Raw genomic sequence first — 20,611 nt, 5'->3', positions numbered from 1 at the left:
CACCCGGCATTTAAGGAGTGAAATATGGTTACCGCACTTATCACCGTCGCCGCCCTCGCCTGGCTGTGCCAGATGGCGTTTGGCGGCTGGCAAATCCACCAGTTTAACCGCGCGTTTGACGCGCTGTGTCAGAAAGGCCGCGTCGGGGTCGGACGTTCCGGCGGACGCTTCAAACCGCGCGTGGTCGTCGCCGTTGCGCTGGATGAGCACGACCAGGTGTGCGATTCCCTGATCATGCGCGGCATGACCGTCTTCGCCCGTCCGGTGAAAATCCAGGCAATCAACGGCATTTCGTTGCAGGAATTACGGCCTGATGTGATCTTTCCCCATGATCCACTCTGTCAGAATGCACTATCATTAGCGCTTAATCTGAAACATGGATAATTTCGTTGTGAAAGCTATAGACTTGCGAAATTATCATTTCGCAACCTAAGGAACGAAGCGCCTATGAAACCTCGTCAGCGGCAGGCGGCCATTCTCGAGCATCTGCAAAAGCAGGGAAAATGTTCGGTGGAGGATCTGGCCCACTACTTTGACACCACCGGCACGACAATACGCAAGGACCTGGTATTGCTCGAAAACTCTGGCGCCGTCATTCGAACCTACGGCGGCGTGGTGCTCAATAAAGACGAAGCCGACCCGCCTATCGATCACAAAACGCTGATCAATACCCACCAGAAAGCGCTGATTGCCGAAGCCGCCGTAAAATTTATCCACGATGGCGATTCCATCATTCTGGATGCAGGCAGTACCGTCCTGCAGATGATCCCGCTGCTCAGCCGCTTTAACAACATCACGGTGATGACCAACAGCCTGCACATCGTCAACGCCCTGTCGGAGTTCGACAGCGAGCAGACCATCCTGATGCCCGGCGGCACCTTCCGCAAAAAATCGGCGTCGTTTCACGGCCAGCTGGCGGAGAATGCCTTCGAGCACTTCAGCTTTGATAAACTGTTTATGGGCACCGACGGCATCGACCTGAACGCGGGCGTGACGACGTTCAACGAGGTATTCAGCGTCAGTAAAGCGATGTGCAACGCCGCGCGGGAAGTGATTTTGATGGCAGACTCGTCGAAGTTTGGCCGCAAAAGCCCCAACATTGTCTGTAGCCTTGAAAGCGTTGATAAGCTGATTACCGACGCGGGTATTGATCCAGCGTTCAGGAAAGCGCTGGAAGAGAAAGGCATCGACGTGATCGTAACCGGAGAAAGAGATGAGTGATTTTCTGTTAGAAACGGGCCGCCAGACGCTGATGCTGGAACTGCAGGAAGCCAGCCGCCTGCCGGAACGTCTGGGCGAGGATTTTGTCCGCGCGGCCAACACCATTATCCATTGCGAAGGCAAAGTGATCGTGGCGGGCATCGGTAAATCGGGCCATATCGGCAAAAAGATTGCCGCGACACTCGCCAGCACCGGCACCCCGGCGTTCTTCGTGCATCCGGCAGAGGCGCTGCACGGCGATCTGGGGATGATTGAAAGCCGCGACGTGATGCTGTTTATCTCCTACTCCGGTTCGGCCAAAGAGCTGGACCTGATTATTCCGCGCCTGCAGGAAAAATCGGTCGCCCTGCTGGCGATGACCGGGAAATCCCGTTCGCCGCTGGCGCTGGCCGCCAAGGCGACGCTGGATATTTCCGTTGAGCGTGAAGCCTGTCCGATGCACCTCGCCCCGACCTCCAGCACCGTTAACACACTGATGATGGGCGACGCGCTGGCGATGGCGGTGATGCAGGCGCGCGGCTTTAACGAAGAAGATTTCGCCCGTTCGCATCCGGCGGGCGCGCTCGGCGCACGCCTGCTCAACAAGGTTCACCACCTGATGCGCACCGACGATGCCATTCCGCAGGTCAAACTCGATACCAGCGTCATGGACGCGATGCTGGAGCTCAGCCGCACCGGTCTGGGGCTGGTTGCGGTGTGTGATAACAACGGCTTCGTGAAGGGCGTCTTTACAGACGGCGACCTGCGCCGCTGGCTGGTGGGTGGCGGCGAGCTGGGCTCGCAGGTCTCAGAAGCGATGACCAAAGGCGGGCTGACGCTCAACGCCGAAAGCCGCGCCATTGAAGCCAAAGAGGTGCTGATGAAGCGCAAAATCACCGCCGCACCGGTGGTGGATGACACCGGCAAGCTGTGCGGCGCAATCAACCTGCAGGATTTCTACCAGGCCGGGATCATCTAACGCTTCAGTCCGAGACGCTTCGCCAGCCGGTGCAGGTTGGCGACGTCCATCTCCAGCGCCCGCGCGCATGCCGCCCAGCTGCGGTTGTTCTGCTCCAGCGCGCGGGTAATCAACTGGCGCTGGAACGCCTCCGTCGCGTCGCGCAGGTTTTCATTCGCAACTTCCGGTACAGCCTGAACCACCGTTTGTGCGGAGTCGTCGAGCAACGCAAAATGATGCGCGTGGATCACAACCTCATCACCTGAACGCGTCGCCCGCGCCAGCACGACCGCACGGTGAATGGCATGCTCCAGCTCGCGCACGTTACCCGGCCAGCCGTAGCTCATCAGATGCGATCTCGCCCCCGGGCTCAGCACCACGCGGGAAAGTCCCATTCTGAGCCGGCACTGCTCGCAGAAAAAGCCCGCCAGCAGCACCACGTCGTCCCCGCGCTCGCGTAGCGGCGGCACGGTAAGCGGAAACACGCTCAGGCGGTGGAACAGGTCAGCGCGGAACTGCCCGGCCAGCACCGCTTCACGCAGGTCGCGGTTGGTCGCCGCCAGCACGCGCACGTCCACCCTTAAGCTGCGGTCATCCCCCACGCGCTGAATATCGCCGTACTGCAACACGCGCAGCAGTTTGGCCTGTAACGAGAGTGACAACTCACCAATTTCATCGAGAAACAACGTCCCGTTATCGGCCATTTCAAACTTGCCGCTGCGGTTACTGATGGCGCCGGTAAACGCCCCTTTGACGTGGCCAAACAGCTCACTTTCCGCCACGCTTTCAGGTAAAGCCGCACAATTGAGGTACACCAGCGGGTTGATCGCACGCGGTGAGGCTTCGTGAATGGATTTCGCGACCAGCTCCTTACCGGTGCCGGTTTCCCCGAAGATCAGCACGTTCAAATCTGAGGCGGCAACAATCTCAATCTCTTTTTTGAGCTGCGCCATGCCCGGAGAAAGGCCGATCATCTCCGTATGCACCACCTGCTCGAACGCCGCCGGGCTGCCGGGAAGAATGTTCTGGCTCTCAAGCTGTTCAATCAGCAGGGCATTGTTCAGCGCCCCGGCGGCCAGGGCGGCAATCAGGCGCAGCTCTTCGTCGCTAAAGGTATCGAACTGGTCCGGAGACATGCCGTCGAGGGTTAAAGCACCAATCAGATTTTGTCCGGCAAACAGCGGCAGGCCGATGCAGGCATGTACATTCAGGCTCTCCTGCCCCGGAATAAGCCCGTCGTAAGGATCGGGCAGATCGCTGTCCGCCGGGAAGCGCACCACGTCACCCGCGCGGGCAATGGTCTCCAGACGCGGATGACCTTCAAGGGTAAAACGCCGACCGAGAACGTCCTTCGCCAGCCCATCGATAGCCAGCGGAATAAACTGTCGCCCTTCGTAACGTAGCAATGCCGAAGCATCACACGCCAGCACGTGGCGCAGCGTGGAAATCAGCCGTTGAAAACGATCCTGATGCCCGATACCGGTTTGCAGTTCAATGGCGATCTTCGCCAGCACGTCTACGGAAAAGCTCATATTTGCCTCGTTGTCATTTTGACAATGCATATTGTCATATTGACAGCAATTATGATAGTCATAATGACTACCCATTACGGACTACAAAATAATAAACCCTTTAAATTCAGTCAAATAAAAAGTTGGCACACAACTTGATATAGCTAAACCATCGTATTTAAACACGCTGTATTTAAGTTGAGGTTGCTATGTCTATTCTGGTTAAAAATAACATTCATTGGGTGGGTCAACGTGACTGGGAAGTACGCGATTTCCACGGGACGGAATACAAAACGCTGCGCGGCAGCAGCTACAACAGCTATCTCATCCGTGAAGGGAAAAACGTGCTGATCGATACCGTCGATCATAAATTCAGTCGCGAGTTCGTGCAGAACCTGCGCAGTGAAATCGACCTGGACGCCATCGACTACATCATCATCAATCATGCGGAAGAAGATCACGCCGGCGCGCTGACCGAGCTGATGTCTTACATTCCGAACACGCCGATCTACTGCACCACCAACGCCATCGACTCGATCAACGGCCACCACCACCATCCGGAGTGGAACTTCCACACCGTGAAAACCGGTGACGCGCTGGATATCGGCAACGGCAAACAGCTGATCTTCGTGGAAACCCCGATGCTGCACTGGCCGGACAGCATGATGACCTACATGACCGGCGACGCGGTGCTGTTCAGCAACGACGCCTTCGGCCAGCACTACTGCGACGAGCGCCTGTTCAACGACGAAGTGGATCAGATCGAGCTGTTCGAGCAGTGCCAGCGCTACTACGCCAACATCCTGACCCCGTTCAGCCGCCTGGTGACGCCAAAAATCACCGAGATCCTCGGCTTTAACCTGCCGGTGGAGATGATTGCCACCTCCCACGGCGTGGTGTGGCGTGAGAACCCGACCCAGATCGTCGAGCTGTACCTGAAGTGGGCGGCGGACTATCAGGAAGACCGCATCACGATCTTCTACGACACCATGTCCAACAACACCCGCATGATGGCGGACGCCATTGCCCAGGGCATCAACGAAGTGGACCCGAACGTGGCGGTGAAAATCTTCAACGTGGCGCGCAGCGATAAGAACGAGGTGTTGACCAACGTGTTCCGCTCTAAGGGCGTGCTGGTGGGCACCTCCACCATGAACAACGTAATGATGCCGAAAATTGCCGGCCTCGTGGAAGAAATGACCGGTCTGCGCTTTCGCAACAAGCGCGCCAGCGCCTTTGGCTCCCACGGCTGGAGCGGCGGCGCGGTAGATCGTCTCTCCACCCGTTTACAGGATGCGGGTTTTGAAATGTCCCTCAGCCTGAAAGCCAAATGGCGTCCGGATATCGACGCGCTTGAGATCTGCCGCCAGCACGGCCGCGACATTGCCCGTCAGTGGGCGCTCGCACCGCTTCCTGAAACCGTGGCGAAACCGACCGAACAGCAGGAAGCCAGTGCTCCCGCCACAGCCGCCGATCTCGGCCCGCGCATGCAGTGCAGCGTCTGCCAGTGGATCTACGACCCGGAACTGGGCGAGCCCATGCAGGATGTTGCCCCGGGCACGCCGTGGCGCGACGTGCCGGACAACTTCCTCTGCCCGGAATGTTCCCTCGGTAAAGACGTCTTCGACGAACTGGGTACGGAGGCAAAATGAACAACGGTATCGTCATCATCGGCTCGGGTTTTGCCGCCCGCCAGCTGGTGAAAAATATCCGCAAGCAGGACGCTAACGTGCCGCTGACGGTAATTGCCGCCGATAGCATGGATGAGTACAACAAGCCTGATTTAAGCCATGTGATTAGCCAGAATCAGCGCGCCGACGATCTCACCCGCCAGACGGCGGGGGAGTTCGCAGAGCAGTTTAACCTGCGTCTGTTCCCGTACACCTGGGTCACCGATATCGACGCCGCCGCGCGCGTGGTGAAAGCGAAAGAGAAAACCTGGCAGTACGATAAGCTGGTGCTGGCCACGGGTGCCTCTGCGTTTGTGCCGCCGATTGAAGGTCGCGAGCTGATGATCACGCTCAACAGCAAGCAGGAGTATCAGGCCAGCGAAACGGGGCTTCGCGATGCGCAGCGGGTGATGATTGTCGGCGGCGGGCTGATAGGCACCGAGCTGGCGATGGATTTTTGCCGTGCGGGTAAATCCGTCACCCTGGTCGACCACGCGGCGAGCATTCTGTCGTCGCTGATGCCCGCGGAAGTGAGCAGCCGCTTGCAGCACTGTTTGACCAACATGGGCGTCCATCTGCTGCTGAAATCGCAGTTGCACAGCCTCGCTAAAACCGATGGCGGTATTCGCGCATCGCTTGATCGCGGCCGCAGCGTTGAGGTGGATGTCGTGGTTGCCGCGACGGGACTGCGCCCGGAAACCGCGCTGGCACATCGTGCCGGTGCTGATACAAACCGTGGCGTAAAGGTAGACAGCTATCTGCAAACCACCCAACCGGATATTTATGCCCTGGGCGACTGCGCGGAAATCAACGGTCAGGTATTGCCTTTCCTGCAACCGATACAACTGAGCGCCATGTATCTGGCGAAAAACCTGCTCGGCGGTAGCGCACCGCTGAAACGCCCTGCCATGCTGGTGAAGGTTAAAACACCAGAGTTACCGTTGCACCTTGCGGGCGAAACACAGCGCAAGGATCTGATCTGGCAGATTGCCATTGAACCGCACGGAATGGTTGCACGCGGCTCTGACGCTGACGGTCAGGTGCGCGCCTTTGTGGTTAGCGAAGATCGGATGAAAGAGGCTTTCGCTCTGTTGAAATCGCTGCCCGCCTAACCCGTAGTCTCTTACCACGCTTACTTAACCTTAGGATTATATTATCCGCAGCCCCGATGTCCTGGGGCTTTTTTTTGCGCATTCTATTCAGTGCGTAAATACAAATAAGATAAATCATGGCCATTAATCCCTTAATCATTACATCCATCAATATTTAAATACGGAACACCTGAAAAACACCAACCTGTTTTATTCCTTAATTTCGGCTTACCCTAAAAATAGACTCATTAGCCGGAGACATCCCATGGCCACCTTTAGCAAAGAACTCGACTACCTTTCCGCCTATTTTAAACAGGCTAAAAAATCAGAACATATTTTGTTTCGCTGGCTCTACCTTAGCCCGGAAGCCCGCATCGAGCGACTGAAAGAACTGATGATGCCGGTGAGCAAACGTGATAACTGAAGCACTATCCGGTTAAAACCGGAACCAATGAGTTAATTCATCATTGTTTATGCTGTGAGTAATTCGCTGAGCAAATATAATAAAAATTAATTTATTCCGCATCACATTTTTATTGCACGGGATTTCACATAAAAATAAAAGGTGTTATTTTTCGTCGTGAATTAAGTCCTTTTTGGAATCCACTCTCATGAATGCATTTAGTTATCTGCAACGTTTGGGAAAAGCCCTGATGTTGCCAATCGCCACCCTGCCCGTTGCAGCGATATTATTACGCCTCGGGCAGCCGGATGTTTTTAATATTCCGTTTATTGCCAGCGCCGGTGGCGGTATCTTTGACAGTCTACCGCTGTTGTTTGCCTTAGGGATCGCCATTGGTCTGGCAAAAGACAACGCCGGTGCAGCGGCCCTCGCAGGGGCGGTGGGTTTCCTGGTGCTAACCAAAGCCACGGCCGTCATAAACTCATCCATTAACATGTCCTTCTTCGCCGGGATCATAGCCGGTGTCGTCGCGGGTCACTGCTATAACCGTTTCTCGAATACCAAACTCCCGGACTTCCTCGCTTTCTTTGCAGGTAAACGTCTGGTGCCGATCGTAACCGGGCTCATTTGCCTATTCATCGCCTGGATTTGCGGCTATATCTGGCCTTCCGTGCAGCACGGTATTGATACCTTCAGCCTGTTTGTCTCCCGCAGCGGCGAGCCGGGCTGGTTTATTTATGGTGTCCTTAACCGCGCGCTGATCCCCTTCGGTTTGCACTACATTCTGCATTCCGTCTTCTGGTTTAGCCTCGGCGACTGCCTGAAAGTAACCTACGATGCTGCCAGCGCGGTACATAATATCTGTCTGGCTCCTGACGTAGTAAAAGGGCTGGTGGTTGGCGGTGCCGTACCGGGTATCGACGGTTCGAGCATCACCCAGATTGCGACCGATCTGACCCGTGGCGACCTTAACCGCTTCTTCGCCGGTGACCCACATGCAGGCGTCTATATGGCCTGGGCTTACCCGACCTTTATGGGTGGCCTGCCGGGTGCCGCGCTGGCTATGTATTTCGCCACACCGAAAGCACGTCGCGCTGCCGTAGGCGGGATGCTGCTTTCTGTGGCTCTGACCTCTTTCCTGACCGGTATTACCGAGCCTATCGAGTTCTCCTTCCTGTTCCTTGCCCCTGCTCTGTATGCGCTGCATGCGGTACTGGCGGGCGTGAGCATGGTGATCGCCAACAGCCTTGGCGTTCTGCACGGCTTTGGTTTCTCTGCCGGGCTTATCGACTTCGTCCTCAACTGGGGTCTTGCGACTAAGCCGTGGATCCTGATCCCACTGATCGTGCTGTTCTTCGCGATCTACTTTGTCGTGTTCACCTTCGCGATCCGCTTCTTTAAGCTGAAAACGCCGGGCCGCGAAGACGACGAGGCTGCGACAGGTAATTCTGACGATCAGAGCGAAGCCATTGCGCAATACATCACGGCACTGGGTGGCAAAGATAACCTGAAGATTGTCGATGCCTGCATTACCCGCCTGCGTCTGACGCTCGTTGATAACAGCGTGCTGGATGAACCCGTGCTGAAATCGCTGGGCGCGAAAGGCGTTCTCAAAATGGGTACGCAGAATGCGCAGGTCATTCTGGGCCCGCAGGCAGAAAGTATTGCTCTGAAGATTCGGGCACAGCTTGACATCTGACGCTGCATAATCCGGTTCCCTCTCCGCGCTGGGGAGGGAATAAAACAGGAACACTTTATCAATCCAAACCTTAATTATTCCGCAAAAAAACCTACACTCTCACCATCCACCTTTTCACATCGGTACGTTGTCATGCGCCAGCTTCAGAAAATCCGTCAGTATCAACGGCTTTATCAACACTACGGCGCAGAGCCAACGCCGACGACCATTGCTGAAGTCGCCGAGGTGGCGCTGTGCAGTGAACGTCACGCACGTACTCTGTTGCGCCAGCTGGCGCAGAGCGGATGGTTAAGCTGGAATGCTCAGCCCGGGCGGGGACATCGCGCCACCCTGCACTGCCTTACAACCACCAGCGAGCTCAGCGCCCCGCTGATGCACGCCTGCCTGGAAAAGGGGGATTACCAGAGCGCGCTGCAGCTGGCTGATGGCGATCCGGCCAGTCTCCATCACATCATCACACCCTTTTTAGGCGGAAAGTGGCTTAAGCATCAGCCAACCCTGCGCATCCCATGGTATCGTCCGCTGACGTCGCTTCATCCAGCGCTTCAGCGTCGTCGCGCTGAGCAGCACATTATCTGCGCCGTACACGCGGGGTTAACGCGCTACATGCCCGGCCAGCCGCATCCGGTACCTGATTTAGCCCATCACTGGGAATTCAATGAAGACAAACGCCGCTGGCGTTTTTACCTGCGCAGCGGTGCGCACTGGCACAATGGGCAAGCTATCGGCGATGAAGATATCCTCACTGCGCTGCTGCAGGTGTTGGCCGACCCGGCACGCAATGCAGGTCTGATGCACGTCTGCAAGGCCTCGCTTGTCGCCCCCTGGTGTCTGGAGATACGCCTGAACATCCCCGATGCGATGCTGGCGCATCGTCTCGCACACCACGTATGCCGCTTGCCACATCCGCAGCAACCGGACATCGGTGCCGGGCCCTTTGCCATTGCGCATCATCACTCTCACTACCTGCGCCTGGAGCGCCAGCCCTGGTATTTTGCTGCCCATCCGCTACTGCATGCGATAGAGTTCTGGCGAACCCGTACAGAGGCGCAAAAACCGGCGTGGATCACCGTCGGGAAAGGGCAAAACGCGCAGGCAGCGGTGACGTCCACCAGCGGCGGATTCGCCTGGCTAATGGTAAACACCAGGTTACCCCAGCCGCTTGCCGCCTGGCTGCGTCAGGAAATTCAGAGCATTACTCATCAACAGTTTCTCCATCGGGATGATTTAGAAACCCAAACAGAAATACTGCCTGGCCTGACGCCACCGAAATACCCGCAGGCTTTGGAGGCGATACTTCCCGCCACGCTTTCACTGGTTTGCTACCACACGCCTGAACTGTGCGAACTGGCAGATATTCTGCGCGCCCGCCTGAAAAAGCGCGGCTGCAACGTGACGGTGACATGGAAAGATCGCGAAGAGTGGCATGATCATAACGCACTGGGACAGGCCGATCTTTTGTTGGGTGACTATCTGGCGGGTGAACTGCCGGGCTTTGCCCTTGCGGAGTGGTTTATTGATGAACCCGCGTGGGCTACTGCTTTAGGCGAGGACACCTGGCAAGAAGAGAAGCAGAAACTGATGGGTTATTGTGAAAGTGAGGAGAGCCTGAATAACCACCTGCCCTCCTTCTTTCATTCCTTGCTCGAAAGCGGCGCCTGTACGCCGCTGTTCCACTACCGCTATCGCATCAACACCATGGAAAACGTGCAGGACATTGTGCTGACGGCTGGCGGCTGGCTCGATTTCACTCGCGCCTGGCTACCACCGGTTCAGGAGCGCACCACCAGCGCGTCGTAGCCGCGCCAGCGGTAGTTGGCCATGGAGATCAACCAGCAGGCGACAAACAGCCCGACCACCACAAACCCGGCGTTGCCCAGGTGGTCGTTCACTGCGCCAATCAGATCCCAGACGCCGCCGCTGAGGGCAAATTTGTCCATCAGCAGACCCAGCGCTTCCAGCCCGCCGATAAACAACGCCACCACCACGGAGGTGCCGGTGATGGTCATGTTGTAGTAGAGCTTGCGCTGCGGCTTGTTAAACGCCCAGCCGTAGGCACCGACCATCAGCAGGTTGTCGAGGGTATCCACCAGCGCCATGCCGCTGGCGAAGAGCGCCGGGAAGATCATGATTGACCACACCGACATCCCGCTGGAGGCGCTGGCGGCAGAGATCCCCAGCACGCCAATCTCGGTGGCCGTGTCAAAGCCGAGGCCAAACAGGAAACCGACCAGGTACATCTGCCAGCTTTTATTCACCAGGCGGAAGGTTTTGCCAAACAGCCAGTTCATGACGCCGCCCTGGGCAGGGAGCGTGATGTCGCCCTGCACGGGCCTGCCGTGTTTCAGCGCCTGAAAACTGCGCCAGACGCCGCGCAGGATCACCATATTCACCAGCGCCATCGCCAGCAGGAAGGTCGCCGACACCGCCGTGCCAATCAGGCTGCCGGTTTCGTGGAACCATTCCATGTTTTTCTGAAACGCCGTGGCGGTAGCGGCGATGGCAATGGAGGCCAGCACCACGATGGTGGAGTGCCCCAGCGAGAACCACGCCCCCACGCCGGACGGGCGTTTGCCCTGCTGCATCATCTTACGCGTCACGGTATCAATGGCCGCGATGTGGTCAGCATCCACTGCATGACGCAGCCCGTAGCACCACGCCAGCAGGCTGGCGGCCATCAGCGCCGTGCTGCCGCTAAAGACGTGCCATGCCCATCCCCAGGCCAGCAGGTTTGCCATTACCAGAGCCAGCAACAGAAGCGCGGCGCGAGGTTCATTGCGTAAGAGTCGTAACATTTTAAATCCTTTGTGAACATGACCGGGCGGCGGCGACCACCGCCTGCCCGAAGGAGATCGCTCCGTCACCTGCGGGCAGGTGCGAAGGAAAAAGAAGCGTAAAGTCAGAAAGATAATGACGCAGGCGCGCGCGCAGCAGACGGTTGTGCAACACGCCGCCGCTGAGACAGACTGTCGACAGCGATAAGCGTCGGGCATGGAGCGCGGCGAGTTCCGCCAGCCCTTTTGCCAGCGCGTCGTGAAACGCCCACGCGCGCTCGCACGGCTCAGCCTGCCAGGCCAGCCACTGCTGCCAGAAAAGCGCGAGGTTATCCGCATCCAGCGTCACCGGGTGCTCGACGCCGTTGCACTGTGCCGCCAGCGCTTCCAGCCGACAGGCCGCTTCACCTTCCCAGAAGTGGGTTTCGATGCCCAGTGCACAGGCGACGGCATCAAACAGGCGACCACAGGATGAGGCACGCGGCGCGTTGATACCGCGCCCGATCGCCGTCGCCAGCAGCGGCCAGTTCTGGCGCTGTACCGCGCGCGTTTCCGGGTACTGCTGCCAGTCAGGGACAAACGCCAGACAGTGGGCGAGTAAATTGCGCCACGGCTGACGCGCCGCCAGATCGCCACCCGGCAGCGCCACGGCAGGCAGCCCGCCCAGACGCTCGCACGCGAGATAGTTCACCCGCAGGCACTCCCCGCCCCACAGCGCGCCGTTCTCGCCCATGCCGATGCCGTCCAGCGTGAGGCCGATAACGTCTTCGCCCTCACGCGGCCAGCCGTTTTCCGCCAGGCACGCCGCCGCGTGGGCGTGATGATGGAGCACGGTTTCAACGGGCAGCCTCTGTGCTTGCGCCCACTGGCGCGCGCGGTACCCCGGATGGGCATCGCACACCACGCGCGCCGGCTGAAAGGCGTAGATCTGTTGCATCATCGAGAGCGCGCCGCGCCACTGCGCTTCGACACCCTCGTCACCGAGATCGCCAAAATGCTGGCTCAGCACAGCCTGGCTGCCACGCACCAGGCAGAAGGTGTTTTTCATCTCCGCACCGGTGCATAACATGGCGGGGATATTATCGAAACCCGCAGGTAACGTGATGGCATCTGGCACAAAACCGCGCGCGCGGCGCAGCATCGCGCCGTCCCGATCCATCACTGAATCGTCCATCCTCTGAAGAATATCGCGATTGTGCAGCAGGAAGCCGTCCGCAATGTTGCCCAGTTCATCCAGCGCCTGTTGATTACTGATGGCAGGCGGTCTGCCGCTGAGGTTGCCGGAGGTCATCACCAGCGGGCGCTGGCAGTCCATCATCAGAAGGTGTTGCAGCGGGTTAGCGGGAAGCATAATGCCCACGGTATCCAGACCCGGCGCGATAGTCTCAGGGAAGACAGGCAGCCAGGCTTTTGGCGTGAGCACGATGGGTGCAGCGGGTGAGCGCAGCAGCGTCTGAATCGACTCAGGTAACGTATCCGCCTGCGGGATCATCACCGCCAGCGGCTTCGACGGGCGCTGTTTGCGTGACCGCAATTTCAGTATCGCCTGCGGGTTTTGCGCATCACAGACAAGGTGAAAACCGCCCAGCCCTTTAACCGCGACTATGCCGCCGCTTTTCAGCATCTCAACCGCCGCACGCAGTGCCGTTTCGCGGGTGGCAAGAACGTCGCCCGAACGCCATTCCAGCGCGGGCCCGCAGTCCGGGCAGGCCACCGGCTGGGCGTGAAAGCGGCGGTCAGTCGGGTTACGGTATTCCGTTTCGCACGGCACGCAGAGGGGAAATGCGGCCATCGACGTGGCCGGACGATCATAGGGCATGGCGCGGATAATGGTAAACCGCGGCCCGCAGTGGGTGCAGTTGATGAAGGGATAGCGATAACGGCGCTCGCCAGGGTCGCGCATTTCAGCCAGGCACGCCGGACAGGTCGCGGCATCGGGCACTATCTGGGTATCCATCGCCCCGCCCGCGCTGTGGCGGATGGTAAAGTCCTCCGGCACGTGCGTCCAGGTAAACGGCTGCGTTTCAACGTGGTCAATGCGTGCCAGCGGCGGGCAGTCCTGATGCAGCCTCGCGGTAAAGGCCCCCCCATTACCCGCGAGGCGCACCAGCACGCCCTTCCCGTCATTGCAGACGTCTCCGGTCAGCTGAAGCGCCTGCGCCAGCTGCCAGACGAAGGGACGAAACCCCACGCCCTGCACCTTGCCGCGCACGCGCAGCTGGACACCGTTGCTGCTCATACGGTTCAGAACAACAGCGATGACGACGTGTCGAATGCCGCGCGACGGCGCTTTTCGGCGCTCATCTGCTCAAGCTTGTCGCGATCCACGCAGACCAGCGCGTGCGTCGGGCAGGCTTCCATGCAGGCCGGACCGGCGTCGCGGTGGTAGCACAGGTCACATTTGTTGGCTTCGGCTTTGTCCGCACGCACGCTCAGCCCCATACCGCTGTTGCGTACCACCGGACGGACAACCACCTCCATCGCGCCGTACGGGCAGGCGACCACGCAGGTTTTGCAGCCAATGCAGCGCTCCTGCATCACATGCACAAAGCCTTTCTCGCGTTTAATCGCCCCGTTCGGGCAGACGTTGGCGCACGGTGCGTCTTCGCACTGGCGACAGATGGCGGCGGTAGAAATATTCACGCCTTTGATGACGTGGATGCGCGGCAAAAACGTGTCAGGGGTAAGCGACGCGCAGTCCTGCTCCGCCTGATGGGAAACCACGCACGCCACTTCACAGGTACGGCAACCAATACACTTACTGGCATCGGCCATAATAAAACGGTTCATCTGCTTCTCCAGCATTACAGTTATGCCCGGAGATATTCATAAACCGTGCCAATGATTAACATATTGATTTTAAATGTTTTTAAAAATCACAGCGGCGCTGTCATCGTCACTTATGACGATGACAGCTGTCGACATCAGCGGTGCGGGCCGTCAATAACGGAGTCGCGAAGCACCAGCTCGCCGGAGAAGGTTTGCTGATATTTAAACTCACCGCCGTCGAGCATAAAGATCAGGCGGCTGATGGTTTCTTTGATCATCTCCGTCACCGGAATACGCACGCTGGAAAGCGACGGCACGATATAAGGCGCGATGGCTACGTCGTCAAAACCGATCACCGACACCGCGTCCGGTGCGGCCACGCCGCTGTCGTGCAGCTGCTTCATGGCGCCGATTGCCATGTCGTCATTACTCGCCACCAGCGCCGTAAAGCGTTCACCGCGCGCAAGCAGTTCGGAAACCGCCGCCGCGCCGCTGGCGGGGTTCCACTTCCCCTGCGCAATCAGCCCCTCGCGCAGCGGAATACCGTGCTGCGCCAGCGCGTCCCGGTAGCCGGAAAGACGCTCAACCCCGGTGGGGGAATCCAGAGAGCCGGTAATAAACGCGATCTCCCGGTGCCCTTTCGCAATCAGCTGTGACACCGCCTCCTGGCTGGAGGCTTTATGATCGGACCAGACGCTGTGGCTGCTGTTTTTCCGCAGGCGGCGGTTGAGCACCATAATGGGCTGCTCGCACTTCTCGACGATCTCATCCATCTCTTCCACGCTCAGGAAACGCGGATAGATGATCACCGCGTCGCAGCGCATGTCGAGCAGGTACTGGATCGCCTCGCGCTCTTCATCCGCGCTGTGCTTGCCGTCCGCCAGGATCAGCTGCCGCCCTTTCTCTTCCGTCATGCGCGCGGCGTGAAACAGCAGTTCGCTAAAGTAAACGCCGTGATAGAGGGTGTTAGTCACCACCAGTCCCAGCGTCTGGGTACGTTTGGTTGCCAGGTTGCGCGCCAGCAAATTCGGGCGATAGCCGCTCTCTTCAATGGCCTGAAATACACGGTCTTTGGTCTCCTGGCTGACGTAGCCATTTCCCGACAGCACCCGGGACACCGTGGCTTTCGAAACGCCTGCCCGCTTCGCCACTTCAAGCATCGTGGTCATGTTGTTATTCCGTCTGTATCTGATGGAGCGCAGTGTACTGCACCGCAGGGAAATTGTCGTAGCGGTGAAATCACGCTTTCGACGCCCCATTGCGATCCGCGTCACGAAACGAAAAAATGGTCAAAAAGCGATCTTGTTTCATTCATAAAAACTCATGATGATTATGTGGAACCGGTTTCCTACATGTCTCACAACAATAACAGGATCACATCCGATGGCCAAAAATTACGCTGCGCTGGCGAACGACGTTATCAGCGCGCTGGGCGGCAAAGAGAACATTGTCGCCGTCACCCACTGCATGACGCGTCTGCGTTTCGTACTGAAAGACGAAAACCTGACCGACGCTGCACGCCTGAAAAGCATCAGCGGCGTCCTCGGCGTGGTGCGCAACGACAACCAGTGCCAGGTGATCATTGGTAACACGGTTTCACAGGCGTACCGCGAAGTGGTGAGCCTGCTGCCCACGGACCTGCAGCCCGCAGTGCCGGAAGGTCCGCAGAAGATGACCTTACGCCGCATTGGCGCCGGGATCCTCGACGCGCTGATCGGCACCATGTCCCCGCTGATCCCGGCGATCATCGGCGGTTCGATGGTCAAGCTGCTGGCGATGATCCTTGAGATGACCGGCGTGCTGCCAAAAGGCGCGCCGACGCTCACTATTCTGACCGTCATCGGCGACGGCGCCTTCTTCTTCCTGCCGCTGATGGTGGCGGCCTCGGCGGCGGTGAAGTTCAAAACCAACATGTCGCTGGCGATCGCCATCGCGGGCGTGCTGGTGCACCCGAGCTTTATCGAGCTGATGGCGAAAGCCGCGCAGGGCGAGCACGTTGAGTTCGCCTTTATTCCGGTGACGGCGGTGAAATATACCTACACCGTCATCCCGGCGCTGGTGATGACCTGGTGCCTGTCGTACATCGAACGCTGGGTGGATCGCATTACCCCGGCGGTAACCAAAAACTTCCTCAAGCCGATGCTGATCGTGCTGATTGCCGCCCCGCTTGCCATCGTGCTGATTGGGCCGCTGGGGATCTGGATCGGTAGCGCCATCTCCGCGCTGGTCTACACCATTCACGGTTATCTGGGCTGGCTCTCCGTCGCCATCATGGGCGCGCTGTGGCCGCTGCTGGTGATGACCGGGATGCACCGCGTGTTTACGCCGACCATCATTCAAACCATTGCCGAAACGGGCAAGGAAGGGATGGTGATGCCGTCAGAAATCGGCGCCAACCTGTCGCTCGGCGGCTCGTCGCTGGCGGTGGCATGGAAAACCAAAAACCCGGAGCTGCGCCAGACGGCGCTGGCGGCGGCAGCCTCCGCCATTATGGCGGGGATCTCTGAACCGGCCCTGTACGGCGTGGCGGTACGTCTGAAACGCCCATTGATTGCGAGCCTGATCAGCGGCTTTATCTGCGGGGCGGTGGCTGGCATGGCCGGTCTTGCCAGCCACTCGATGGCGGCGCCGGGGCTGTTCACCAGCGTGCAGTTCTTCGACCCGGCGAACCCGATGACCATCGTCTGGGTGTTTGGCGTGATGGGGCTGGCAGTGGTGCTGTCGTTTGTTTTGACCCTGATACTCGGCTTTGAGGATATCCCCGTCGAAGACGAGGCCGAAAAAGCGCGCGCCCTGCAGACCGCACCGGCACAGAACAACGCAGCAAAAGCATAAATTGAAAGCGAGGTAAAAATGTCTGTTTTTCCACAAGGATTTTTATGGGGCGGCGCGCTTGCCGCTAACCAGAGTGAAGGTGCTTACCGTGAAGGCGGCAAAGGACTGACGACGGTCGATATGATCCCCCACGGCGCGAATCGCCTGGCGGTGAAGATTGGTAAGGAAAAGCGTTTTTCGCTGCGTGACGACGAGTTCTACCCGAGCCACGAAGCGATTGATTTTTACCATCGCTATAAAGAAGACATCGCCCTGATGGCGGAGATGGGCTTTACGGTGTTCCGCACCTCGATTGCCTGGAGCCGCCTCTACCCGAACGGCGACGAACCGCTGCCGAATAAAGAGGGGATTGCCTTCTACCGCGCGGTGTTTGAGGAGTGCAAAAAGTACAACATTGAGCCGTTGGTCACCCTGTGCCACTTCGACGTGCCGATGCACCTGGTGACGGAGTACGGCTCGTGGCGCAACCGTAAGATGGTTGATTTCTTCGCCCGCTACGCCCGCACCTGCTTTGAGGAATTTAACGGGCTGGTGAAATACTGGCTGACCTTCAACGAAATCAACATCATGCTGCACAGCCCGTTCTCCGGCGCGGGGCTGGTGTTTGAGGAAGGTGAAAACGAAGACCAGGTGAAATACCAGGCCGCGCACCACGAGCTGGTGGCGAGCGCGCTGGCGACCAAAATCGCCCACGAGGTGAACCCGGAAAACCAGGTCGGCTGCATGCTGGCGGGCGGTAACTTCTACCCGTACTCCTGCAAACCAGAAGACGTGTGGATGGCGCTGGAAAAAGACCGCGAGAACCTGTTCTTTATCGACGTACAGGCGCGCGGGAGCTATCCGGCCTACTCTGCCCGCGTGTTCCGCGAAAAAGGGGTGACGATTGTTAAAGACCCTGGCGACGATCTGCTTCTGAAAAACACCGTTGATTTTGTCTCGTTCAGCTATTACGCCTCACGCTGCGCGTCAGCGGATATGAACGCAGGGAACACCTGCGCGGCGAACATCGTGAAATCCCTGCGTAACCCGCACATTCAGGTGAGCGAATGGGGCTGGGGGATTGACCCGCTCGGCCTGCGCATCACCATGAACATGATGTACGACCGCTACCAGAAGCCGCTGTTCCTGGTGGAAAACGGCCTCGGGGCGAAAGACGTTATTGATGAAAACGGCGAGATCAACGACGACTACCGCATCAGCTACCTTCGCGAGCATATCCGCGCGATGGGCGATGCGATTGAGGACGGCGTGCCGCTGATGGGCTACACCACCTGGGGCTGTATCGACCTGGTGGCCGCCTCAACGGGCGAGATGAGCAAACGCTACGGGTTTGTGTATGTCGACCGCGACGACGCCGGGAATGGCACCCTGGACCGGATGCGCAAGAAATCGTTCTGGTGGTATAAGAAGGTGATTGCGAGTAACGGGACGGATCTCGGGTAGCCTGTGCTTACCCCTCACCCTAACCCTCTCCCCGGAGGGGAGAGGGGACAAAACACACCCTCTCCCCTATGGGGAGAGGGCCGGGGTGAGGGGTTGGAATCCCCCATCCCCAACCCACCCTGCAAGCCGTGAATAGACCACGTCCACCGCCTCTTTCACCGGCGGCGTCATCGGGTAATAAAACCCAACAATGTCCGGCTGAATGCCCAAAAACAGTACCTCGCCCACGTCGTCTTTAATCTGATCGACAAGGTAGTTCAGCGGCATATTGTGCGTCGTCATCATAAACATCTCGGCGATATCATCCGGGTCAATCAGGCGGATCTCACCGGGATTGAGCCCCATGTCGGTGGCATCGACAATCAGCAGTCTCTCCGGACGCAGCTCGCGGATGGCCACCACGTCATTTTCCGGCGCGCTGCCGCCGTCGATAACCACCCAATTGCCCTGCGGATTGGCGGCACACATTTCCGCCAGCAGCGGGCCTGCACCGTCGTCGCCCATCATGCTGTTGCCGACACACAGTAAAACGTCAGTCACGTAATCTCCTCACCATCAGGTAGATGGCGCTCTCCTGATGAATATCGTGCAGCATACCGAGCAGCGTTTTGCTCCACGCCTGCTGCTCGGGGGTTTGCCTGCCGAGCGCCGCGTCAAAGGCGTTGGCGAGCATCGCAATGTGGTTGGCGTCGATGACGATCTCACCGTACTTCGGCACGCCTTCCATCTTGCGCCGCGCCGTGCTGCCCTCCTCCAGCGTGGCGATCCACGCCAGGTACGCTGACCACGGGCAGCTCAGCGCCGCCTCCAGGCAGTCAATCACCCCGAGGTGATGCCCAATCGCCAGGCTGTAATAGACCACCTGCTGCGCCGCATCCGGCGTGGCATCGTTCTCATCAATAAACTTACGGCTCAGCTGGCTGAACACCACCGTTTCACTCATCAGATACGCGCCTCATCCACGATGCTGTTCAGGTTCGCCACGATCTCATTGAGACGCGGATCGTTTTCCGCCTCCAGCCAGCGTGCGACCTGATGCTCGCCCTGGCTCAGCAGGCGCAGATAATCATCGGCAATCTGACGTCCGTAGCGATAGCCCGCCAGTTTCCGCGCCGTGCGGTCGACCTTCACCCGCAGCGGCTGCACCATGTCCGGGTGCAGAATGGCCGCAGGCTGGTTGTCCAGCTCGCCCGGTTCACGGGCGTGGATTTTTTGCTCCAGCAGGCCGAGCGCCATGGCAAAGCCGTACAGCGTCGCGGCGGGCGTCGGCGGGCAGCCCGGAATATAGACATCAACCGGCACGATTTTGTCGGTGCCTCCCCAGACGCAGTAAAGGTCGTGGAAGATGCCGCCGCTGTTGCCGCAGGCGCCGTACGAGATGCAGATTTTCGGGTCCGGCGCGGACTGCCAGGCGCGCAGCGCGGGCGAGCGCATGGCGCGGGTGACGGCCCCGGTGAACAGCAGAATGTCCGCATGACGCGGGGACGGCACCACTTTGATGCCGAAGCGCTCGGCGTCAAACAGCGGTGACAGGGTGGCGAAGATCTCAATCTCGCAGCCGTTGCAGCCGCCGCAGTCCACGCGGTAGACGTAGGCCGAGCGTTTGATTTTTTTCAGCAGCGACGCCTTCATGCTGGCGATGGATTCGTCCACCGTCATCGGCACTGGAATGCCGTTAGCGTCGCGCGGGCCGAGTAAATTCTCCATCAGCTGGCCTCTCTCATATGGCGGGTGATATCAATGCGGTCGGACGGCAGCAGGCACTTCTGCCGCTTGCACTCCGGACAGGTCTCAAAGCTTTCACGATGATGCTCCGCGCGGGCGTCGCCGTTGTGCTGCAGCAGCGCGATGGCATAGTCGATCTCTTTCTGCACGGCGAACGGGCGCCTGCAGACGCGGCAGTTGCACAGGTCAAAGCGCGACTGCTGCAGGAAGTCTTCTTTCTTCCACACCGCCAGCTCGTATTCCTGCGACAGGCGAATGGCGACCGTCGGGCAGACCTCCTCGCAGCGGCCGCAGAAGATGCAGCGCCCGAGGTTAAACTGCCAGGCCAGCTCGCCGGTTTTGAGATCCGTTTCCACCGTTAAGGCGTTCGACGGACAGGCGTTGACGCAGGCCGCGCAGCCGATGCACTGCTGCGGGTTGTGCTCCGGCTTGCCGCGAAAGTTTTTATCTACCGGCATCGGCTCCAGCGGATAACTGCTGGTCTGCGTGCCGGTTTTGATCACTTTTTTGATAAAGGTAAACATGGCGAGTCC

At 58.7% G+C, this 20,611-nt stretch carries 19 protein-coding genes; 10 read left to right on the top strand and 9 right to left on the bottom strand.

All coding sequences use genetic code 11. The annotated features are described in order from the left end of the window. Window positions 1-24: 24 nt before the first annotated feature. The 3 genes from gutM to gutQ all read left to right on the top strand — a co-directional run bounded on the left by gutM (window position 25) and on the right by gutQ (window position 2,179). Window positions 25-384, top strand: a complete 360-nt coding sequence (gutM, locus tag FU672_RS18630) for a transcriptional regulator GutM (protein WP_032660364.1) — start codon at window positions 25-27, stop codon at window positions 382-384. A 63-nt stretch (window positions 385-447) separates the two neighbouring features. Continuing rightward, window positions 448-1,221 (top strand): glucitol operon DNA-binding transcriptional repressor SrlR, encoded by a 774-nt coding sequence (gene srlR, locus FU672_RS18625; RefSeq protein WP_029742069.1) that lies wholly within the window; start codon window positions 448-450, stop codon window positions 1,219-1,221. After that, the gene (gene gutQ / locus FU672_RS18620; RefSeq protein ID WP_148244355.1) at window positions 1,214-2,179 is read left to right on the top strand and encodes an arabinose-5-phosphate isomerase GutQ; all 966 of its coding nucleotides are present in this window, start codon (window positions 1,214-1,216) and stop codon (window positions 2,177-2,179) included. Before srlR ends, gutQ begins: the two co-directional genes overlap by 8 nt. Here the strand turns inward: gutQ and norR are convergent. After that, entirely contained in the window at window positions 2,176-3,690 is a 1,515-nt protein-coding gene (norR, locus tag FU672_RS18615; RefSeq protein WP_148244354.1) for a nitric oxide reductase transcriptional regulator NorR, read from the bottom strand. The genes gutQ and norR overlap by 4 nt on opposite strands. A gap of 188 nt (window positions 3,691-3,878) precedes the next feature. Here norR and norV point away from each other — a divergent pair, with 188 nt between their 5' ends. From norV to FU672_RS18595, 5 genes are all read left to right on the top strand, one after another. Then, on the top strand, window positions 3,879-5,321 hold the full coding sequence (gene norV / locus FU672_RS18610) for an anaerobic nitric oxide reductase flavorubredoxin (RefSeq protein ID WP_148244353.1): 1,443 nt from the start codon (window positions 3,879-3,881) through the stop codon (window positions 5,319-5,321). Further along, the gene (norW, locus tag FU672_RS18605; RefSeq protein WP_148244352.1) at window positions 5,318-6,451 is read left to right on the top strand and encodes an NADH:flavorubredoxin reductase NorW; all 1,134 of its coding nucleotides are present in this window, start codon (window positions 5,318-5,320) and stop codon (window positions 6,449-6,451) included. Before norV ends, norW begins: the two co-directional genes overlap by 4 nt. A gap of 244 nt (window positions 6,452-6,695) precedes the next feature. Next, the gene (locus FU672_RS24885) at window positions 6,696-6,854 is read left to right on the top strand and encodes a hypothetical protein (RefSeq protein WP_187360827.1); all 159 of its coding nucleotides are present in this window, start codon (window positions 6,696-6,698) and stop codon (window positions 6,852-6,854) included. Between the two features lie 187 nt (window positions 6,855-7,041). After that, a complete protein-coding gene (gene nagE / locus FU672_RS18600) occupies window positions 7,042-8,532 on the top strand; it encodes an N-acetylglucosamine-specific PTS transporter subunit IIBC (protein ID WP_148244351.1) in 1,491 nt (496 codons plus the stop codon). A gap of 132 nt (window positions 8,533-8,664) precedes the next feature. Then, entirely contained in the window at window positions 8,665-10,332 is a 1,668-nt protein-coding gene (locus FU672_RS18595; protein WP_148244350.1) for an SgrR family transcriptional regulator, read from the top strand. Here the strand turns inward: FU672_RS18595 and FU672_RS18590 are convergent. The 4 genes from FU672_RS18590 to FU672_RS18575 form a co-directional block, all read right to left on the bottom strand. Beyond that, entirely contained in the window at window positions 10,305-11,327 is a 1,023-nt protein-coding gene (locus FU672_RS18590) for a HoxN/HupN/NixA family nickel/cobalt transporter (protein ID WP_148244349.1), read from the bottom strand. The two genes, FU672_RS18595 and FU672_RS18590, sit on opposite strands and share 28 nt — an antisense overlap. 1 nt (window position 11,328) lies before the next feature. Then, window positions 11,329-13,545, bottom strand: a complete 2,217-nt coding sequence (gene hypF, locus FU672_RS18585) for a carbamoyltransferase HypF (protein WP_148244348.1) — start codon at window positions 13,543-13,545, stop codon at window positions 11,329-11,331. A 5-nt stretch (window positions 13,546-13,550) separates the two neighbouring features. After that, complete coding sequence (gene hydN / locus FU672_RS18580) at window positions 13,551-14,096, bottom strand: electron transport protein HydN (RefSeq protein WP_029739520.1); 546 nt, start codon at window positions 14,094-14,096, stop codon at window positions 13,551-13,553. A 134-nt stretch (window positions 14,097-14,230) separates the two neighbouring features. Beyond that, window positions 14,231-15,244 carry a LacI family DNA-binding transcriptional regulator gene (locus FU672_RS18575; protein WP_121424508.1) on the bottom strand — a complete coding sequence of 338 codons (1,014 nt, stop codon included), beginning with the start codon at window positions 15,242-15,244 and terminating at the stop codon, window positions 14,231-14,233. 214 nt (window positions 15,245-15,458) lie between these two features. On the opposite strand from FU672_RS18575, the gene ascF reads away from it, so the two are divergent. Continuing rightward, window positions 15,459-16,910 (top strand): PTS cellobiose/arbutin/salicin transporter subunit IIBC, encoded by a 1,452-nt coding sequence (gene ascF / locus FU672_RS18570; protein WP_148244347.1) that lies wholly within the window; start codon window positions 15,459-15,461, stop codon window positions 16,908-16,910. A gap of 18 nt (window positions 16,911-16,928) precedes the next feature. Continuing rightward, complete coding sequence (locus tag FU672_RS18565; protein WP_148244346.1) at window positions 16,929-18,353, top strand: 6-phospho-beta-glucosidase; 1,425 nt, start codon at window positions 16,929-16,931, stop codon at window positions 18,351-18,353. Window positions 18,354-18,419: 66 nt separating this feature from the next. Here the strand turns inward: FU672_RS18565 and hycI are convergent, their stop codons facing one another. Genes hycI through FU672_RS18545 form a run of 4 tightly spaced genes read right to left on the bottom strand, consistent with a single transcriptional unit; the run spans window position 18,420 to window position 20,602 of the window. Beyond that, a complete protein-coding gene (gene hycI, locus FU672_RS18560) occupies window positions 18,420-18,893 on the bottom strand; it encodes a hydrogenase maturation peptidase HycI (protein WP_148244345.1) in 474 nt (157 codons plus the stop codon). Beyond that, complete coding sequence (locus FU672_RS18555; RefSeq protein ID WP_148244344.1) at window positions 18,886-19,296, bottom strand: formate hydrogenlyase maturation HycH family protein; 411 nt, start codon at window positions 19,294-19,296, stop codon at window positions 18,886-18,888. Before FU672_RS18555 ends, hycI begins: the two co-directional genes overlap by 8 nt. Continuing rightward, a complete protein-coding gene (locus FU672_RS18550; protein ID WP_148244343.1) occupies window positions 19,296-20,060 on the bottom strand; it encodes an NADH-quinone oxidoreductase subunit B family protein in 765 nt (254 codons plus the stop codon). The genes FU672_RS18555 and FU672_RS18550 overlap by 1 nt, the downstream gene beginning before the upstream one ends. After that, a complete protein-coding gene (locus FU672_RS18545) occupies window positions 20,060-20,602 on the bottom strand; it encodes a formate hydrogenlyase complex iron-sulfur subunit (RefSeq protein WP_047173493.1) in 543 nt (180 codons plus the stop codon). Before FU672_RS18545 ends, FU672_RS18550 begins: the two co-directional genes overlap by 1 nt. Window positions 20,603-20,611 lie beyond the last annotated feature (9 nt).

Source organism: Enterobacter asburiae (genome assembly GCF_008080435.1).
Classification (GTDB): domain Bacteria; phylum Pseudomonadota; class Gammaproteobacteria; order Enterobacterales; family Enterobacteriaceae; genus Enterobacter; species Enterobacter asburiae_C.
This window is presented reverse-complemented; position numbering and strand designations above follow the sequence as displayed.

What these genes read in the sequence shown, in the direction of transcription:
- ascF (WP_148244347.1), top strand. Translation starts at nt 15,459, where the DNA reads ATGGCCAAAAATTACGCTGCGCTGGCGAACGACGTTATCAGCGCGCTG.
- hydN (WP_029739520.1), bottom strand. Translation starts at nt 14,096, where the DNA reads ATGAACCGTTTTATTATGGCCGATGCCAGTAAGTGTATTGGTTGCCGT.
- FU672_RS18550 (WP_148244343.1), bottom strand. Translation starts at nt 20,060, where the DNA reads ATGGAGAATTTACTCGGCCCGCGCGACGCTAACGGCATTCCAGTGCCG.
- gutM (WP_032660364.1), top strand. Translation starts at nt 25, where the DNA reads ATGGTTACCGCACTTATCACCGTCGCCGCCCTCGCCTGGCTGTGCCAG.
- FU672_RS18595 (WP_148244350.1), top strand. Translation starts at nt 8,665, where the DNA reads ATGCGCCAGCTTCAGAAAATCCGTCAGTATCAACGGCTTTATCAACAC.
- FU672_RS24885 (WP_187360827.1), top strand. Translation starts at nt 6,696, where the DNA reads ATGGCCACCTTTAGCAAAGAACTCGACTACCTTTCCGCCTATTTTAAA.
- FU672_RS18575 (WP_121424508.1), bottom strand. Translation starts at nt 15,244, where the DNA reads ATGACCACGATGCTTGAAGTGGCGAAGCGGGCAGGCGTTTCGAAAGCC.
- norW (WP_148244352.1), top strand. Translation starts at nt 5,318, where the DNA reads ATGAACAACGGTATCGTCATCATCGGCTCGGGTTTTGCCGCCCGCCAG.
- FU672_RS18565 (WP_148244346.1), top strand. Translation starts at nt 16,929, where the DNA reads ATGTCTGTTTTTCCACAAGGATTTTTATGGGGCGGCGCGCTTGCCGCT.
- FU672_RS18545 (WP_047173493.1), bottom strand. Translation starts at nt 20,602, where the DNA reads ATGTTTACCTTTATCAAAAAAGTGATCAAAACCGGCACGCAGACCAGC.
- norV (WP_148244353.1), top strand. Translation starts at nt 3,879, where the DNA reads ATGTCTATTCTGGTTAAAAATAACATTCATTGGGTGGGTCAACGTGAC.
- hypF (WP_148244348.1), bottom strand. Translation starts at nt 13,545, where the DNA reads ATGAGCAGCAACGGTGTCCAGCTGCGCGTGCGCGGCAAGGTGCAGGGC.
- gutQ (WP_148244355.1), top strand. Translation starts at nt 1,214, where the DNA reads ATGAGTGATTTTCTGTTAGAAACGGGCCGCCAGACGCTGATGCTGGAA.
- FU672_RS18590 (WP_148244349.1), bottom strand. Translation starts at nt 11,327, where the DNA reads ATGTTACGACTCTTACGCAATGAACCTCGCGCCGCGCTTCTGTTGCTG.
- norR (WP_148244354.1), bottom strand. Translation starts at nt 3,690, where the DNA reads ATGAGCTTTTCCGTAGACGTGCTGGCGAAGATCGCCATTGAACTGCAA.
- srlR (WP_029742069.1), top strand. Translation starts at nt 448, where the DNA reads ATGAAACCTCGTCAGCGGCAGGCGGCCATTCTCGAGCATCTGCAAAAG.
- nagE (WP_148244351.1), top strand. Translation starts at nt 7,042, where the DNA reads ATGAATGCATTTAGTTATCTGCAACGTTTGGGAAAAGCCCTGATGTTG.
- FU672_RS18555 (WP_148244344.1), bottom strand. Translation starts at nt 19,296, where the DNA reads ATGAGTGAAACGGTGGTGTTCAGCCAGCTGAGCCGTAAGTTTATTGAT.